General features: G+C 61.8%; 11 protein-coding genes. 7 read left to right on the plus strand and 4 right to left on the minus strand.

Annotated features, from left to right (window positions below; all coding sequences use genetic code 11):
• The first annotated feature begins 225 nt into the window (after positions 1 to 225).
• Genes JN302_RS11370 through JN302_RS11385 form a run of 4 tightly spaced genes read left to right on the plus strand, consistent with a single transcriptional unit; the run spans position 226 to position 5,718 of the window.
• The gene (locus JN302_RS11370; protein WP_202332920.1) at positions 226 to 981 is read left to right on the plus strand and encodes a Tll0287-like domain-containing protein; all 756 of its coding nucleotides are present in this window, start codon (positions 226 to 228) and stop codon (positions 979 to 981) included.
• The gene (locus JN302_RS11375; protein ID WP_202332921.1) at positions 978 to 3,749 is read left to right on the plus strand and encodes a response regulator; all 2,772 of its coding nucleotides are present in this window, start codon (positions 978 to 980) and stop codon (positions 3,747 to 3,749) included. Before JN302_RS11370 ends, JN302_RS11375 begins: the two co-directional genes overlap by 4 nt.
• Positions 3,750 to 3,773: 24 nt before the next feature.
• A complete protein-coding gene (locus JN302_RS11380) occupies positions 3,774 to 4,145 on the plus strand; it encodes a response regulator (protein WP_202312202.1) in 372 nt (123 codons plus the stop codon).
• A 16-nt stretch (positions 4,146 to 4,161) separates the two neighbouring features.
• Positions 4,162 to 5,718, plus strand: a complete 1,557-nt coding sequence (locus JN302_RS11385; protein WP_202312204.1) for an adenylate/guanylate cyclase domain-containing protein — start codon at positions 4,162 to 4,164, stop codon at positions 5,716 to 5,718.
• 437 nt (positions 5,719 to 6,155) lie between these two features.
• On the opposite strand, the gene JN302_RS11390 is transcribed toward JN302_RS11385, so the two are convergent.
• From JN302_RS11390 to JN302_RS11405, 4 genes are all read right to left on the minus strand, one after another.
• A complete protein-coding gene (locus JN302_RS11390; RefSeq protein ID WP_202332922.1) occupies positions 6,156 to 9,308 on the minus strand; it encodes an AAA family ATPase in 3,153 nt (1,050 codons plus the stop codon).
• A 130-nt stretch (positions 9,309 to 9,438) separates the two neighbouring features.
• Complete coding sequence (locus JN302_RS11395; RefSeq protein WP_202332923.1) at positions 9,439 to 10,548, minus strand: TfuA-like protein; 1,110 nt, start codon at positions 10,546 to 10,548, stop codon at positions 9,439 to 9,441.
• A gap of 122 nt (positions 10,549 to 10,670) precedes the next feature.
• A complete protein-coding gene (locus JN302_RS11400) occupies positions 10,671 to 11,906 on the minus strand; it encodes a YcaO-like family protein (protein WP_202332924.1) in 1,236 nt (411 codons plus the stop codon).
• Positions 11,907 to 11,922: 16 nt separating this feature from the next.
• The gene (locus tag JN302_RS11405) at positions 11,923 to 12,141 is read right to left on the minus strand and encodes a hypothetical protein (protein WP_202312212.1); all 219 of its coding nucleotides are present in this window, start codon (positions 12,139 to 12,141) and stop codon (positions 11,923 to 11,925) included.
• A 250-nt stretch (positions 12,142 to 12,391) separates the two neighbouring features.
• Here JN302_RS11405 and JN302_RS11410 point away from each other — a divergent pair, with 250 nt between their 5' ends.
• From JN302_RS11410 to JN302_RS11420, 3 genes are all read left to right on the plus strand, one after another.
• Positions 12,392 to 13,129, plus strand: coding sequence for an iron-containing redox enzyme family protein (locus JN302_RS11410; protein ID WP_202332925.1), 738 nt, complete (start codon positions 12,392 to 12,394; stop codon positions 13,127 to 13,129).
• Between the two features lie 327 nt (positions 13,130 to 13,456).
• Positions 13,457 to 13,774: a hypothetical protein gene (locus tag JN302_RS11415; protein ID WP_202332926.1), complete on the plus strand. Its 318-nt coding sequence runs from the start codon at positions 13,457 to 13,459 to the stop codon at positions 13,772 to 13,774.
• A gap of 161 nt (positions 13,775 to 13,935) precedes the next feature.
• Positions 13,936 to 17,592 (plus strand): response regulator, encoded by a 3,657-nt coding sequence (locus tag JN302_RS11420; RefSeq protein ID WP_446720749.1) that lies wholly within the window; start codon positions 13,936 to 13,938, stop codon positions 17,590 to 17,592.
• The last annotated feature ends 7 nt before the right edge of the window (positions 17,593 to 17,599 follow it).

A 17,599-nucleotide genomic window follows, 5' to 3' on the forward strand; every position in this document is an offset into this window, starting at 1 on the left:
GATGACGCGGCGGATCCGAAAGGCAAGCCACAATGTCCTGATTGAAATCGGGCAGGAGTGCAGGGTGACCGATAGCGGTCAACTTGCCAGGTCGCGCATGGCCGGGGGTTTTCATGGCCCGGCCAATCCCGGTTCGCTGCCCTGCATCGCCCAAAGATGGCTACTGCCGTTTGTCTTCCTGTGCTATCTTTCCGCCTTGTGCTTCCCTGCCAGAGGGAAAGAACAATGGAAGTTCTTGCAGCTCTCGCGCGAAATTGCAGCCTTGCAGTTCTATTTGGTTGTATCATCCTTTTACCTTCGGCTGCTGACGAGCCGGCCGACATTGCCACTGGAACACGGCTCGCGGACTTGCTCAGGTCTGCCCGAAGCGTCCTTTCAAATTACCAGTCGCTCATCAATGATCCTGCCATAGGGGACAAGCATCTCGACGGTGAGCGCTTCACGGCGGAGGCGATAACGCACTATGCCAAGGTCACCGGCCACGAACTGATGTCCGATGACCTGTCGGAACGAGACCGCAGGCTGGTTCAAGCGCAGATCGAGGCCATGCGTGAGGTCGTCGATCAGCAGCAGCAGGACATCAACCGCCCCGGCATTGGGTTCAAAGGTTTTGTCCCGGCCGTTTTCGCGCGGTTGATGAACGAGAAATTCGCCGAGAAAGTAGGGAATGAGGCTATCGTCCGTGTGACCGCGCCGGAGGTCCTGGTGCGCAACCGCAAGTCGCTCCCGGACGCGTGGGAGACACGTGTCATCGAGCAAGTGTTCACGGATCCGCAGCGACCGAAGGGAGATACCTACACGGAAACGACCGATGTGAATGGCCGCGCCGCGTTCCGGATGCTGTTTCCCGAATATTATACGGAGTCCTGCCTTTCCTGCCACGGCATGCCAAAGGGAGAAATCGACGTCACCGGCTATCCGAAAGAGGGGGGCAACGCGGGTGATCTGGGCGGTGCGATCAGCATCGTGTTGTTCGAATGAGCGCGCTCGACCGGCAGTTGCGGCCGATTGAGGCCGTTTCGGCGCCGGTCAGAAGGTTCGCCGGCCGTCTCGCAAATCTGCCGATCGCGGCACGTGTGGCAGCGCTGACCGCCGCGGGCTTGATCAGTCTTGTCCTGTCCTCCGTATTCCTCACCCAGGCGCTCTATCGCAGCGCCGACCGCATGGATGAAACCAGGGAGTTGTTCGACCGCGCCGCATCGGCAGCCGCGGCCCATGTTGCCTTCGGAGACCTGAGATACTGGCTGACGGATCTCTCCGTCAGCCTGCTGATGAATTCTCAGCGCAATGCCGGGCGGGCCCGCGAACGGCTGGAAACACAGCTTGAACACCTTGCCGAGCATTCGCCCGAGGCGGTCGAGAAGATCCGAAGAGAGGTCGACGCCTATGTCGAAACGGCGCTGCAGGCGACCGACAGCTATACCCAGGACAATCGCATCATAGGCAACACCTTGCTGGCAAGGGCACGCACCCACAGTGCCAATGTCGATGCCGATCTCAACAGGCTGGTCGAACTGGTGAAGGCTCGGGCCGAGGCTGCCCGAAACGAGGTTGTCGCGGAGACCCAGAGGACGGCCACGGCCGCAGCCGTCCTGGTAACCGCAGTGGTCTTGATCGGGTCGCTCCTGACCCTTCTCGTCCTCCACTCGATCATCGCTCCGCTGCGGCGCCTGAATCGGGTGATCGGAGAGCTGACGTCCGGCAGATACGATGTCGAGATCAATGAAGAGGGCGGCGACGAATTCGGGGCAATGGCCAGAACGCTCTCGCTCTTCAAACAGAGTGTGCTCGAAAAGAAAAGGCTCGAAGACGAAGCCGAGCGACAGAGACGCACGATCGCCGCTGCGCTCGAGGCGATATCCGACGGCTTCGTCCTCTATGATCGGGACGACAGAATCCTGATCGCCAACAGCAAATATTGCGAGATCTTCCCAAGCCGCAAGCAGGAAGCGCTGCACGGCAAGAGCTTCCGGGAGATCCTGGAGCAGGATGTGGCGAAAGGGCGGGTGGACCTCAACGGCAAATCACCGAAGGAATATATCCGCGAACGCCTGCGCCTCCACGCCGACCCCGCAGGCATGGCCGAAGAGAAGCAGTTTGGCGACAAATGGGTCCGCATCACCAAGCGCAAGCCCCCTGACGGGGGGACGGTCGCCGTCTACACCGACATTACGGAACTGAAGGAGAGGCAGGTCGAACTCGAGCAGGCCAAGAGCGACGCCGAATCCGCCAGCGCGGCCAAAAGCCGCTTCCTCGCCTCGATGAGCCACGAGTTGCGCACGCCACTCAACGCGATCATCGGATACAGCGAAATGCTGATCGAGGAGGCGCGCGACCAGGAAGATGACCAGCTTGTCCCCGATATCGAGAAGATAGCGTCCGCCGGACGGCATCTCCTGTCGCTCATCAACGACATCCTCGATCTCTCGAAGATTGAAGCGAACAAGATGGAGATCTTCCTCGAATCCTTCGACGTCGCCGAACTGCTCAGCGATGTGAAGCTCACCGTCTCGCCGCTGATGGCGAAGAACCGGAACGAGTTCGTGCAGGACCTTCAGGGTGACCTTGGGACGATGTATTCGGACCAGACCAAACTGCGCCAGAACTTGTTCAACCTGCTCAGCAATGCGGCCAAGTTCACCGAAAGCGGTCGGATAACCCTCGCGGTGCGCCGCGAAAGACGGGCGGATGGCGACTGGCTCGTCTTCCAGGTGGCCGACACGGGGATCGGCATGACGCCGGAGCAGCAGGACAGGCTTTTCAATGCCTTCACGCAGGCCGATGCTTCCACAACGCGGAACTATGGCGGGACCGGACTGGGCTTGAGCATCACCCGCAGCTTCTGCCGCATGATAGGCGGCGTCGTGACGGTCGAGAGTGAAGTCGGAAAAGGCTCGATCTTCACAATGGAAGTTCCTGCGGACGTTCCGGCGGAACGCAACGAGGAGACCGAAAACCTTCCTGCTGCCGCGCCGACGCCGATCATTCGGCCGGATCGTGCTGTCCTCATCATCGACGACGAGCCTGCCGCCCGCAGCATCATCGCGAAAGCCCTTGCGGAAGCGGGACTTGCCTCGATGGAGGCGGCAAGTGGAGCGGAGGGAATAGCTGCCGCCCGCACACATCGGCCGGCCGCGATCGTTCTCGACATCATCATGCCGCATCAGGACGGCTGGTCGGTGTTGCGAACGCTGAAGAGCGATCCCGAACTGTGCACCATTCCCGTGATCCTTGCGACGATCCTGGCCGATCGCGACCTCGGCCTCTCGCTCGGCGCGGTCGAATATCTGACCAAGCCCATTGACACCGACAAGCTGATCCGCACGATCGAGGCTTGCGGCGGAGGCAAGCGCGACGTGCTGGTCGTTGACGATGATCGCGCTTCCCGCGAGTTCCTTCGTCGCTTTCTGGTGAAGAGGAACTGGACGGTCCACGAGGCGGGCGACGGCGTGCGCGGCCTGGAACTGATGAAGCAGCTTCTTCCGCGCCTGGTCCTGCTCGATCTCCTCATGCCTGAAATGGATGGCTTCCAGACGCTCAGCCAGATACAGAGAACTCCGAAGCTGCGGAATATCCCGGTCGTGGTGGTCACGTCCAAGGATCTCTCGGCAAAAGAGCTGCGTTGGCTGCGCGATCGGGCCGTCGCCGTGGTGACGAAGGGCGCTAACAGCAGGTCCCAGCTGGTCGAAGCCCTCGAGCGCCAGATCACATCGCGTGAATCGGCCGAAGTGGCTGTCGCCGGGGACTGAAGGAATGACCGAAGGAAACCAGGAATGACGAAAATCCTTCTGGTGGAAGATAACGAGATGAACCGGGACATGCTTTCACGGCGATTGTCCCGTCGCGGCTTCGAAGTGCTGATTGCGGACAATGGAAAGGCCGGCGTGGAGCTTGCCATCTCCGAGAAGCCGGATCTGATCCTCATGGACATGAGCTTGCCTGTAATGGATGGTTGGGAAGCGACCCGGCGGATCAAGACCGATCCGGCTACATCAGCCATTCCGGTCGTCGCGCTCACCGCGCATGCGATGGCGAGCGATCGGGACATGGCGCTCGAAGCCGGTTGCGACGACTATGACAGCAAGCCGGTCGACTTGTCGCGGCTGGTCCAGAAGATCGAGCATCTGCTCGCCGCGGAACGCTGAGCGCAGCCGGGCCACAATGAGTGCCGGGAACGAATTCCAGCGCAATGCCATCGCCGCCCACGTGGCGCAGCGGCTGGCCGGCCCCGCGCGAGCAATCCTCGGGTTCCAGGAATTGCTCACCGAGCAGGCGCGGGATTTCGGTCTGACCCACATGCTGACCGACCTCGAGCGGATCGGGGAAGCTGCCAGGCAGCTGAACGGGCTTGTGGATCACTTGGTCGACGGCAAGGTCGAAAGGCAGGAGGGAGAGGGAGCCGAAGCGGAGGCGAGGATTCGGCACGATCTGCGCACGCCACTCAATGCCATCATCGGCTATTCGGAAATGATGCTCGAGGACGCGGGTGACCGGCACACGCTGAAGGAGGATCTCTGCGAGATGCTCGCGGCGGCCGCCGAGCTTCTGAAACATGTCGACGCCATCGCGGGACTCTCGCGAGGGGAGGCCATCGAGACGATTCAGCCCACAGATCAGACCAGGATAGATGCCGCGCAACTCGAACGGGTACTATTCAGGTCCGAGCACCAGGCTATGCCCGAACGGGGCGGCAGGATTCTGGTCGTCGATGACGTCGCCAGCAATCGGGATATTCTCTCCCGCCGGCTGCGGCGCGAAGGCCACCGGACCGCCACCGCAGATTCCGGCATCTCCGCGCTCGCGCGGCTGGCTGAGGACGAGTTCGACCTGATCCTGCTCGACATATTGATGCCCGACATCAACGGCATCGAACTGCTCTCGCGGCTCAAGGCGGACAGTCGATGGCGGCACATTCCGGTGATCATGATTTCGGGCCTGAGCGAGGTCGCGGCGGTGGCCCGCTGCATCGAGGCGGGGGCCGACGACTACCTGACGAAACCGTTCAATCCCGTCCTGCTTCGCGCCCGCATCAACTCCACCCTCGAAAAGAAGCGCTGGCTCGACCGCGAACGCCGCTACCTGCTGCAGATCGAAGCGGAGAAACGACGTGCCGACTTGCTTCTTCACGCGATCCTGCCAGGCCAGGTCGTCAGCCGCTTACAGGACGGCGAGGAGGTCATCGCCGATCGCTTCGAGGAGGTTTCGATCCTGTTTGCCGATATCGTAGGCTTCTCGGCCATCGCGGCGAGATTGCAACCATCCGAGCTGGTCGACCGCCTGGATGGCATGTTCAGCAAGTTTGACCTGCTCGCGCAGGAACATCGCGTGGAGAAGATCAAGACGATCGGGGATGCCTATATGGCCGCCTGCGGAGTCCCCGAGCCCGCATCGGACCACGCCGACAGGATCGTGGCACTTGGCAAATCCATGCTGGATTCGTTGCGGAACATGCCGCCCGATGTCGAACCTTTTCGGATCCGCGTCGGCATCCATTCGGGACCTGTCGTGGCGGGGCTGATCGGCCGGCATCGTTTCGTTTACGACGTGTGGGGAGAGACCGTGAATATTGCGAGCCGCCTCGAATCGCAGGGTGTCGCCGGTCGCATGCAGATCTCGGAATCGACCAGGCGCGCCCTTCAAAGCCCCTGGGCACTGGAGCCGCGGTGCTCGCTCGATCTGCGTGGCATCGGTGCGGTGGGGGCCTATCTTGTGCGATAGGGCGTCGTACCCCTGCGTCGGCAGGGCATGACGCCGGCCGCTCCCGCTACGGATGGGAGCACCCGTGCCGCTGCAGGGTCGCGCGACCATTCCTGCACGCAAAGGACACCCTAACGTTTCCGAAATCGATTCCGATTTCCGGGCCCATGCGCCAATGCCAGCACCCTGCTGCGAGCAATCGTGCATGCATTCCTTGGAGGGATCAGTCTGGAATCGGGGCGGTCGCGACCTTGTCCGAACTCGCTGCGGCTGGGAAGCTGGACACGTCCTGCGTCTCGCACGTGCCGCGACCAACCCTTCTCTGGTCTTGCCGAAGCCATTCTTGATGGGCGGCAGCCGCCGACGATGCAACTCCAACCGCTGATGCGCTGGCCTCCGGCAGAGTGGAGCTCCCAGGCCCGGCTCATTTGAACGGCGGCACCAGGATGCATGCGGGGCTAATGCACCGACTGATTCGAGGGACCCAGAGCTTGCGTGCGGGTATCTATCCGGGCCCTCCTTTGTCTGATCAGACCGAACCATTGACGTTCCCCGGTCTGATTTCCCACGGCCTCCGCTTCGTCGAGCCAGCGCGTAGCCGAGCGGATGTTGCCTTTCCTGACCTCGATATCTGACAGCTGCACGAGTTGCATGGTGCGGTGGATCATCACGCCCATGGCGTTGTATGCCTCGATGGACTTCAGGATTTTGTCTCGGCCTTCGTCGAATTTTCCTTTCTCAGCCAGCGCCGCGCCTTCGAAGATTTCGGCATAGGCCAGCCAAAAGGGAAAGCGGCGATCCTTTGAAATCGCTCGCAACGCTTCGGTGTGCTCGATCAGCCCCTCGAAGTCCGCGGTCAGGAGCTTCAGCCCGCCTGCCATGGAATGCGACAACGCCATGCTATAGGGATGTTTCATGTCATAGGCTCGTACCAGCCCGACCGCAACTTCAGAGGCACCTTCCTCTTTGCTGCCCTCCAGCCACATCGCGTAGCCGCCCAGGACGTGCGCGACCACACGCGGGCAGACTGCGAACCGGTCGGCAAGCTCCCTAGTATCCATATCCTGGGTAAGAGCCTTGACTTGCCCAAAGTGGTATCGGGTCCGTCCGAACTCTCCCATGATCCAACAACTGCTTCCCGCGCAGCGATGTGCCAAGATTCTCCTTTCGGGTGCCGAATCGTTTTCCGAAAGGTTGAGCATTTCCTCTGCAAAGCGCTGCGACAGATCCAGATAGCCCGCCATCCACCGGTGCCCCCAAAGCCCAAACAGCGCACGAAACCGGGCCTGATCGTCACCCAACTCGACCGAGATTTCTTCGGCCCTTTCGAAGGCCCGAATGGTCTCCCTGGATGTGTAGCCTTCAACAGAAATAAGCGGTGTACCGATGGCACTTTCTATCTCGAGCTCGAGCGCCAGAGCCTCCGGCGTCGCCATGTTCATCTTGCCGCGTGTCAGATCGCGGGCATGCTGGAGGTGTTTGAGTGCCTCGATATTCGCTGAGCGGTGGGTTGCCTTTACTCCTGCGTCTATCAGATAGCGGACTGCTTTCTCGATCCGTCGGCATTCCTCGCAATGGCGCGCCAGAACCTCGGGCAACTGATTGCAGGTTTCTTTGTAGTCGCGTTCGAGCGCCCCGACGATTTTCGCGTGAATATCACGACGATCCTTGCGCAGCAAAAGCTGATAGGCCACGTCCTGAATCAAAGCGTGGCCGAACACCAGAGGATCGTCTTTCGTCTCCGGAAAGGACCGGATCACGCGAGCCTGTGCCAGTTCGGAAACAGCGGCCTGGAATCTGTCCGGCGCATATCCCGAAACGCGTTGCAGCAAATCCTGCGGGACCTCGTGTCCGATGGCAGCGGCGATTTGCGCAAGGTGTTTTGCGCTTGGTAGGGCGTCGAGCCGCGCCGAAAGCGAATCCACCAGGCTGTCGGGAACGAGATGGTCGTCCTTGGTTGCCTCTTCAGACTCGAACTCGCGGCTGATCAGGCGTTCGACCACCGATTTGGTCAGTTCCTCAATGAATAGCGGAACGCCTTCTCCCCGCCGCGCGATCGTGCGCACCGTTTCAGGAGGTATCTCATACGGGTGCGCCACATTTCGTACCAGATCCATGACGACCGGATCAGGCAACCGGTCCAGCCGTATCTCGAGCGGCAAATCCAGCGGCGGCGGGCCATGCTCAGCGCCGGACCGAGACGTGGCAATCAGCATGACTGACTCGCCCGTCAATTTCTTGCGATACAGATCGACGAGGCGCAGAGTGGTTGGGTCAGCCCAATGCATGTCTTCAAACAGAAGCAGCAGCGGCCGCTGCTGCGCCATGGCAATTGAGTGGCTAACCAGCAGTAGAAGCGTCTCTTCCATCTGCTGACGTGGGGTCATGTCGAGTGTCACCGCCCGCTCTGCGGCGTCTATCGACAAGAGCGCGGTCAGGAGCGCCAGACCTTTCGCGTCCGGGTCTTCTTTGGGCCCGAGCCAAGCCGATGCTGCATCCAGCAAGCTCGGTTCACCAGTTGCAACCAGGGCCTCGAGTTCCCGGGTCAACCGCGTCACCACAGGGCGGAGCGGCGTTCCCGTGTGATGTGGGGAACACTGAAAGGTCAGGACGTCCTTACTTTCGGTCCGGATCGCATCGAGAAACGCGCTCGACAACCGCGACTTGCCAATTCCGGCAGGACCGGCAATCAGGATTGCCTGACCGGAGCCTGCCTTGGTCCGCGCCCAGCAGTCGAGCAGACGTTCAAGTTCGTCGCTCCGGCCTATCAGCGGTGCAAGTGATCTCCTGTTGCGCAACTCGAAGCGCGTCTTGGTCTTGATTTCTCGACGCACCCGGTACGGCGTAATCAGCTCGGGTATTCCCTTCAGGATACGTGGCTCCAGCGCCTCGTATTCAAACCGCTCTCCTGCAAGTTTTTGGATTTGAGGGCTGACGAGGATTTCGCCCGGAGCTGCCACCGATTGCAGCAGCTGTGCAATATTGGGAGCGTCGCCCACAATATCATTGCTACGCGTGCCGGCGTCGAGCGCGCCGACGACAGCCAGCCCGGAATGCAGGCCGATGCGGACTTGAACCTCGATTCGATCGCCCGTTTCCGTCCGGATCGGCGCGTTCCTGTTGGCCTTCAAGCAATCAAGGGCCGCCAGCACCGCGCGTTCGACGTCGTCTTCGTGTGCGCTTGGATAGCCGAACAGGGCGAGAACGCCGTCCCCCATGACCTTTGCGACATGACCTCCAAAGCGCTCGATCGCTGCCTTGGTCCGTAGGGTATACGCTCTAATGACATCGGCGAAATCCTCGGGATCGAGGCGCTTCGACAGCGCAGTAGATCCCACCATGTCACAGAACAGGATCGTCAGGTGCCGCCGTTCGGCTAGCAAGCCTTCAAAGTCCGACTGAAGGTAGCCGATGGCCGGTCCCGGGAGTTTGCTGGCAGCAAAAAGCAGCTTGCGCCGATCTCCGACCGGCAAGCCCAGCTCCTTTAGATCGCCTTCCGTCAGGAGGCCCAAGCTGTCCAGATCGACGCCGGTTTCCGAAAGCACTCCCGCGTGGCGATCCAATCGGTGCCGTTTGAGAAATGCCAGCAGGTCGCCTTTGCGTTTGGACAACTGCGGCGCCTCCCAGTTTGGTCCGCCGATTTTATGTCATGGGGCTCAAAGCGTCCAGAAGAGGATCCCCGCGCCGAGGGCGGAATTGGCGGCAATAGATTCCCCAATTGCGCATCGTTATGTTCGTTCCTCAATGCCCTTCGGCAGGTTGGCGCACGTTTCGCGATCTTTGCCAGACCGGCAGCGTGGCATTGCCCGATGCCGGGTGTCGGAAGAGAACGCTGCGGGTCAACGCGAAAATACGAGCACGGTCGCGCTTGTAGCCTCGCAGCTTCCGCGCAAGTGCCGACCGGGGGCCGGTTCGATCGATGAGGTCTTCCCAGCCGTGGGCGTTGTGGGCGCAAGCAATCTCTACTCGGGCGCGCGCGAAATCCCGAGGGCTGCCCGACAGATGGAGTTCTTCGGCCAGCAATCTTGACCGGCTAAATGCCGTGAAGCGCATCAACAATGCTCCGAGTTCGGCGGACGGTGCCTGGAGGTCGACGTTCTGAACGAATTCAGAGATATGACCGTGTCGGAGCGCAGCAGAAAGTCCGCCCGCATCGGCGATCGCATCACTCTGGCCCGACAGCCAAAGCCACTCGAAGAAGGCGGGCAGAATCGTGCCTGGGTCCATACCGTCCAGCGGATCCCAAGTGCGCTCACGGTCTTTCGAAATGGTTTCGAAAGGCCGGCTCCGGTCCTGCCTCGGTGCCGCCACGATTGCGCCAACACGGAGCTGCCGCGCTGCCCAACGACAGCAGGCAAGCGCATCCTCGCGTTTGACATCGCAGGACTTGAGCGAGGCAAGCTGGCTCCGCGAGAGCCGAACCCGTGCGCTTTCTGCGACCGTGGTCCAGTCACGGCGCTCATATGGCAAGAGCTCGGCTGCCTGTACCATCGCCTCCGCTTCGGTCCGGTCCAGGAGTCCGGAACGGCAGGCTCGGCGCAAGGCGAAGCGCATGTTGACGAGCGACTGGGAAAGCGCTGGATAGGGCGCCTCCGGCCGAAACATGACTGCCACCTCGTCCTCGGAAGTCAGCAGTCGGCGACGGAACATGCGGTAGACGCGCCCATGGCCTGCCGCGCCCGCCGGCCCACAATCGACGGCCCGCAGCGCCCCCATGCTTGAAGCGCCGATGACCGCCGCCCCGTCCTGCAGCACGTCCACCACTTCGCGCGGCGACACTGCCAACAGATTTGTAAACACCCCGTCCAGAATTACGAAAACTGAGAAATCGAGGAGCCGAAGCCGATACAAGTCGCCACGCCGCACTGGCGGAGCAATGACGGAGTCCGGCAGTACGGCGCAGATCAGATCGTGCGGGCAAGATGGACCGACAAAAACAACCGTTTGCAACCCCGCAGAAGGCATTGGTCAGATTACAGAATGTGGCGCATGCAGCGCCATCCGACCCGGCAACGGTCGACCATGAACATGGCAAGGCCGGGGACCCGGACCCGCACCACCGGCACACCCAGACTGGGATCCGACATGTCCACGACGACCGCCTGATCGACCCCCGTGGAGCGCAGACGGTCGACAATCAGTTCGACGTCTTCCGCGATGCTGTCGGACAAGCCGTCGGCAACGGTTAAAGTCTCCTCGGGCGCGTCCTTTAGAATGGTGCCTCGCATTTGCCGAGTGAAGTCCCGGTCACTGCCCTGGATCAGATTGAATGAATCACGCGTGCCCTGGATCGTGCCGATCCGCGATTGATGCGCCTCGGTCAGAGCACGGTTCAATGCGTGTTCGGGGCTCGGATCGCATCCCCAGCCGCCGAAAATCACCCGCGTTGTTCCTGTCGCGGCCGGATAGGCTGCGTCAATCAAATAACAGGCCATGACCGGGATGCCGATATCGGTGGTGATTTCCTCCAGGACGACACTGACACGGTCTGTTTCGACCCGGCTGACGAGTTCGGCGCAAGTCGTTGGCAACAGCCTGCGGCTGATCCGCTTTCGCGTTGGCCCGCACAGGTGGCCTGTCCCAAACAATTCGAAGAACAGCTGCTGACTGCTCGCATCCCGCTCGATCACCTCCAAAAGTGCGTGGCGGATCGCCTCGCCAAAACTTGCACCGGCTGCGAGGCCATTGGTGTCGACCTGGTCCAGGACACATTGACCGGGTGGCGAGACACATAGGTCGGTAGGAACCTGGATCTCGCATTTCCCGATCAGGTCCCAGCCCGATACCCAATCGATCGGCAGATCCGGGCGGTAGGCCGTCGTTGGCGGAAGGTCGAACCGCTCAGGATCGACGCATTTGAGCCCCTGTTCCATCAGTTGCGAATAGCTGGCGCGCCGAACATCGCCACGTACGGTTTCCGCTGAAATCCGTTCTATGGCTTCCATGATCGCACTGACACGGGCGGCACGTACGGTCAAACCTTTGCCCATATGCGTGGTCAAATCGCGGGCAAGGGGAGTAATCGCGGCCATCACCGGTGCCGGCGACAACTCCAGCCGAGAAATATCGGACACCCGTGTGACTGGAATCGCGTCGAGTAGTCTCCCCACACGCCGCTCGGTCTCCTCTAGCGCTGTGACGCGACCAGACGCCTCGCTGACCTTGACGAAGCATTCGCCGCGGGTCAGCGGACAATCGCTCAGGTACAACGTCGCAGAGGTCCGTTCAGAGTCCCATCGCGATAACGTTGTTGTTCGCGTCGTGCACGAACAGATGTGCCTTGGCTGTTTTTGCCAGTCTGACCAGCGTCTCCAATTCCGATGGGGTCAGATCGTTGATAGCCTGCTTGATACTGTCACCCAGGTGATCAGGATCCGTTTGAGGAATTGCACCTTGGTCGATTAAGAACTGGAGATTGCTTTGAAAATTCGGGAGATTGGCCATCTGCGCCCTCCATTACCCGTACACCGAGTTCGATGTAAGTAAGTATCACAATATAGGCTATCATTGGTCCGCGACCGAGTCCACGAAAGACCTATCCCGAACGGCGGCTGTGCATCTTTGATCGGTCTTGCGACCAGATGCAGCACGTTATTATCCTGCGGCGTAGAGATTTTCAGTCAGCGAGTCACTGCGGGAATTCGGTAATCCTGGTCAAAAATAATCGTCGCCGCAGAATTTGGGAGATCGTTCAATGACAGATCCCGCGGCACCCAGAGCGAGCGAGGTTCTGCGCGCAAGAATGACAATGTGCACAGGACCGCTGGATGCGGTCTTTTCCCGCTTATGGGTCAATGAAAACCCGAGGGAAATTGTTCCGGCATTTCTGATCATGCTGCATCAGATCATGCGCGCCTCAGTGCCGGTGATGGAGGCAGCGATCCGCCGACTGAATGAAATCGGGCCGGCCGATCCACTCGTACCGCCGCTGATCGAGTACTACAAACATCACCTCAAAGAAGAGCGGGACCACGACGTTTGGGCACTGGAGGACCTGGAGGCCGCTGGTTTCGATCCTGCGGCGGTTCTGCGACAGATGCCACCGCCGCCGGTGGCGCGGTTGGCCGGCGCCCAGCGCTACTGGGTCGAGCATTACCATCCGATCACTCTCCTCGGCTGCATCATGGTGCTCGAATCCTTCCCGCCGAGCACCGATGTTATTGACCGTATTCGCGACACATCGGGCTTGCCCGAAGTGGCGTTCCGGACTTTCCGGCTACACGGTCGGGTCGACCCCTACCACAGCGCGGAAGTCCGCGACGTCATAGATCGACTGCCGCTGACGCGGCCTGACGTGGAGACGATCGCTACGAGCTTGATGGCCTGTATGGAGTCGTTGACGGAGTGCATTTCAGAACTGCAACCGATTCGATTTGACCGAATAGCGGTTTTGGGTCCCGAACGCGACTTTGTCAGCTCCAAGAGACATTAGCATCTACGGATTGTGCTATTCTTTGGTTGGCGGAGCAACCTGTCCTCTCCGCCAGAGCCGGGCAGCAGGTGCTGGCGGGTCGTATTCGTCACGACCCCGTCACATTGAAGGAACCCGCTCGCGCGGGAGGGCGCGGCGTCGATGAGGCTTCAAGTGATCAGAGAGGTGACCGGCGGGCGTCTCCGAGCGTAAAGCGTCAACCTTCTGCTTGAGAGGAGTATCCGACGACAAGGTACCCTTCGCATCGGCCCGGCAGCACGCAGCCTGAGCGCATGATCGAAGCGGGCAATGTATGGATGTGCTGGCACCGCGTCGCTCCGACCGGGAATGCTGTCGCTTCGCCACACAAAAATGAGGCAGAATCCAATTTCAGCTGTCGGTGATGCCCTTGCTGTGAAGGCAGCGCTGAAACCTGATTTGTTTCAGCCGGACAGCGAACTGGCACTTTTTTTCCTTGAAGGCGCCCGCGTTGGCGGTGTGTCCAGTCCGACCTCGCGGATCGATGCCGACGATCGCTTCATCTACAAAGCGGGCTCCAGATCGCTCTACTGCGACCAGGACGGAAACGGCGCGGCGGCCAAGGCGTTGGTGGCGGCGCTCGACAAGCCCCATGCGCTTGCTGCTGCGGACATGATCCTCTTCTGAATGAAGAGCGTCTGCGCGCGGTGCGGGAACAAGATACGCGCTGCGCGCATATGGTTAGTCGATCGTTAATGCTTCTCCGGCAAATTCCTGCTCCGAACCAGGCTCGACCGATGGGGGCTCTGCCGGTGGCATTGCGGGATGGGCAAGGCGCGCTGGGCGACATGTCGTCCAGGCCCGCGTCCGGAGAAAATATCGTGCAGGACGGAGCCGTGCGCCTGGCCGGTGCCGACGGCTGTGCGTCGCGCGACATCGCCGTGGCGGAATTGGCGTCCCTGCTGGGGGCCGGCGGCGTCTGGTTCTGGGAAACCGACGCGGATCATCACTTCGCCTGGCTCTCGCGGGATCTGCAGCGGCTGACCGGCGTCGACGCGGCGGCATTGCGCGGCCGGTCGCTTTTCGACGTGATGGGCAGCGGAGCGGGGGAAGGCGTGGACCTGAGGGCCGACGTTTGCGCACGCCGCCCCTTCCGGGACTTCTGCTTCGAGCTGCGTGCCGCCGACGGACACTGCCGACGGGTGTCGATGTCCGGCGAGCCGCGATTCGATGCTTGTGGCCGGTTCCTCGGCTATCGCGGGATCGGTCGCGACATGGCGCCGCCGGCCGAAACCGAGGAGGGCGGCGGCGCTCTTCTCTCCGACCGTCAGCGCACGCTCGACGCCATGACGATGGGCATCGTCCTGATCGACAGGGACCTGACTGTCCGCATCATCAACAAGGCCTTCTACCGGCTCTGGAGGCTGACGCCGGGCGACGTCGATGTCGGCTCTCCGTTCCGGGCGCTGATGGATATCAACCGGCACAACGGCATCTACGACGTCGCCGACGAAGGTTGGGAGGACTACGTCACCTGGCGGATCGAGGAGATCAAGGCGGGCGACGTCCCGCCCCGCGAGTTCCAGCGCGCCGACGGCCGAACCATGATCTATTCGGTGACTGCCCTGACGGGTGGCAAACGGCTGGTCTGCTACTACGACATCTCCGACATCAAGGAGCGCGAGGCGCAACTGGCCGACGCCCTGGAAAAGGCCAGGCTTGCAGGAGCCGTCCTCGACGGCTTGCAGGAGCCGGTCTTCGTCAAGGACAGCGAACTGCGTTTCGTCATCGTAAACGCCGCCTTCGCGCGGATGTTCGGTCTCGAGCCCGAGGCCATGGTCGGCAGGAAGGACGAGGACTTCTTCTCCCCTGCGAAAGCCCACGCCTCCGCAAGCGTCGAGCGCGCCGTGCTGGCGACGGGCGAGGCGCAGGAATTCGAGGAGGATTCCGATTTTTCGGGACCCGGGCGAACGAGGTGGGTGCGCAAGGACAGGGTGCGCACCGAAAGCGGCAGGGACTACCTCGCCTGCTTCCTGTTCGACATCACCGATGTGAAACGCCGCAGCCGGGAGGCCGAGCAGGCTCGACAGCATCTGGCCGACGTGCTGGATTCGCTGCCGGCCGGCGTCATCATCTATGATCGCGACGACCGTTTCGTGCTCGCCAACAAGGAGGTTCGGCGCACGCTCCCCGATCTGGAACCGGTCTGGCAGCCCGGCAACTCGTTCCGGGAGGCGATCGAGTACGGCCGTTCGATCGGGTATTTCCGAGCCAGCGGCGACGCCGCCCTGGACGCTCTCTACGACACCGACCGGCAGGCCTGGCTGGACGGCTATATGACCCGGCATCGTTTGCCCCATGCGGCCTTCGAGCGCCAGAATGCCGACGGGCGCTGGTATCAGGTCTTCGACGGCTGGACCGACGAGGGCACCTTCGTGGGCGTACGGGTCGACATCACCGAGCTCAAGCAGCGCGAGCGCCAACTCCGGGAAAGCCTGCGCGCCAACGAGCTCTATCAGAGCCTCATCGACAACGTCCCCGTCTCGATCTATGCCAAGCGCCCGGATCTCCGGCTCGTCTATGTCAACAGGAGCTGGTGCGACCTGACCGGCCATTCCAGGCAGGAGGCGATCGGCCGGACCGACGTCGAGATCTTCGGGCTCGAGGGCGAGGCCTTCATGGAGGGCGATCGCGCGGTCCTGGCGACCGGCGAGAACCAGGAGGTTGAAGAGACCGTCACCGAGCCCGACGGCAGCTGTCGCTGGCAGATCGCCCGCAAGGGCACGATGGTCGCGTCGGACGGCTCGCTTTATCTGATCGGCTCGACCACCGACATCACCGAACTCAAGCGTCGCGAGCACGAGCTGCGCGAGGCTCAGCGCCGTGCCGTGCTGGCCGACCGCGCCAAGTCGGAATTCCTGGCCAATATGAGCCACGAGATCCGGACGCCGATGAATGGTGTGCTCGGCATGGCCGAGCTCCTCGCGAAATCCGATCTCGATGCCAAGCAGAGAACCTTCACCGACGTCATCGTGAAATCGGGCAATGCCCTGCTCACCATCATCAACGACATTCTCGACTTCTCCAAGATCGATGCCGGCCAGCTCGTGCTCGACCCCGCGCCCTTCAATCTCGCCGAGGCCGTCGAGGATGTCGCGACGCTGGTCGCGGCGCGCGCCAAGGAAAAGGACCTCGAGCTGATCGTCAGGATCGAGCCCAAGCTGCACGGCCTTTATGTCGGCGACGTCGGCCGCATCCGTCAGATCATCACCAATCTGGTCGGCAACGCCGTGAAGTTCACCGAGGCGGGGCACATATTGGTCGAGGTGACCGGCCGGAGCGTGGCCCGCGAGACCTGTCTGACGATCCGCGTCACCGATACAGGCATCGGCATCCCGCAGGACAAGCTCGACCTCGTCTTCGAGAAATTCAGCCAGGTCGACGGCTCTTCGACCCGGCGCCACGAGGGGACGGGCCTGGGCCTTGCGATCACCTCGCGTCTCGTCGCCCTGATGGAGGGCCGCATCGGCGTCGAGAGCACCGAAGGGGTCGGCTCGACCTTCTGGTTCACGCTGACCTTGCCGAACGGCGACAGGCAGGCGCCGACCCCGGTGACACCGGTCGATGTCACCGGCGCCCGCATCCTGATCGTCGACGACAATCAGGTGAACCGCGCCATCCTCAGCGAGCAGATGGTTTCGTGGGGGTTCGATTCCTGTGCGGCCGAGGACGGCCCCGAGGGGCTGAGGGTGCTCGACGCGGCGGCGCGTCTGGGCCTCGCCGTCGACTGCGTCATCCTCGATTATCAGATGCCTGTCATGTCGGGCGCCGAAGTCGCCCGTCTGATACGGTCGAAGCCCGTGGTCGCGGGAACTCCGATCATCCTGCTGACCTCGGTCGACCAGTCCCTGTCGAACGCTGCCTATCGCGATCTCGGCATCGACGCCCATCTGATCAAGCCCGCACGCTCTTCCATCCTGCTGGAGACGCTGGTGGGGATCATACAGAAGCGCCGGGCCGGCACGGTTTGCGGTAAGCAGGCAGTGCCGGCGCCTCCGCCGGCTCCGGTGGCCGCACCGGTCCCTGCGATCGACCCGGGAGATGCGCATGGCCTCGATATCCTCGTCGCCGAGGACAACGAGGTGAATCAACTGGTCTTCACCCAGATCCTGGCAGAGACAGGCATGAGCTTCGAGATCGTCGGCAACGGACGGCGCGCTGTAGAATTCTGGCGCGAAAAGAGCCCCCGCATGATCCTGATGGATGTCTCGATGCCCGAGATGAGCGGACTGCAAGCGACCGGTGCCATCCGCGAGGCGGAGGCGTCGGTTGGCGGACGCGTGCCGATCATCGGCGTCACCGCCCATGCGCTGAAGGGCGACCGCGAGCGTTGCCTGGAGGCCGGCATGGATGACTATCTCGCCAAGCCGATCAGCCCGCGCGCGCTGCTGGAGAAGATCGAGCACTGGTCCGTCCTGTCATCCCGAAAATCTTGTGCGAGCTAAAACATGT

The organism is Mesorhizobium sp. L-8-3 (assembly GCF_016756615.1).
Lineage (GTDB): Bacteria > Pseudomonadota > Alphaproteobacteria > Rhizobiales > Rhizobiaceae.

Coding starts and splice junctions, on each gene's coding strand:
- JN302_RS11375 (WP_202332921.1), top strand. CDS start 978: ATGAGCGCGCTCGACCGGCAGTTGCGGCCGATTGAGGCCGTTTCGGCG.
- JN302_RS11415 (WP_202332926.1), top strand. CDS start 13,457: ATGCTGTCGCTTCGCCACACAAAAATGAGGCAGAATCCAATTTCAGCT.
- JN302_RS11380 (WP_202312202.1), top strand. CDS start 3,774: ATGACGAAAATCCTTCTGGTGGAAGATAACGAGATGAACCGGGACATG.
- JN302_RS11370 (WP_202332920.1), top strand. CDS start 226: ATGGAAGTTCTTGCAGCTCTCGCGCGAAATTGCAGCCTTGCAGTTCTA.
- JN302_RS11385 (WP_202312204.1), top strand. CDS start 4,162: ATGAGTGCCGGGAACGAATTCCAGCGCAATGCCATCGCCGCCCACGTG.
- JN302_RS11405 (WP_202312212.1), bottom strand. CDS start 12,141: ATGGCCAATCTCCCGAATTTTCAAAGCAATCTCCAGTTCTTAATCGAC.
- JN302_RS11410 (WP_202332925.1), top strand. CDS start 12,392: ATGACAGATCCCGCGGCACCCAGAGCGAGCGAGGTTCTGCGCGCAAGA.
- JN302_RS11420 (WP_446720749.1), top strand. CDS start 13,936: ATGTCGTCCAGGCCCGCGTCCGGAGAAAATATCGTGCAGGACGGAGCC.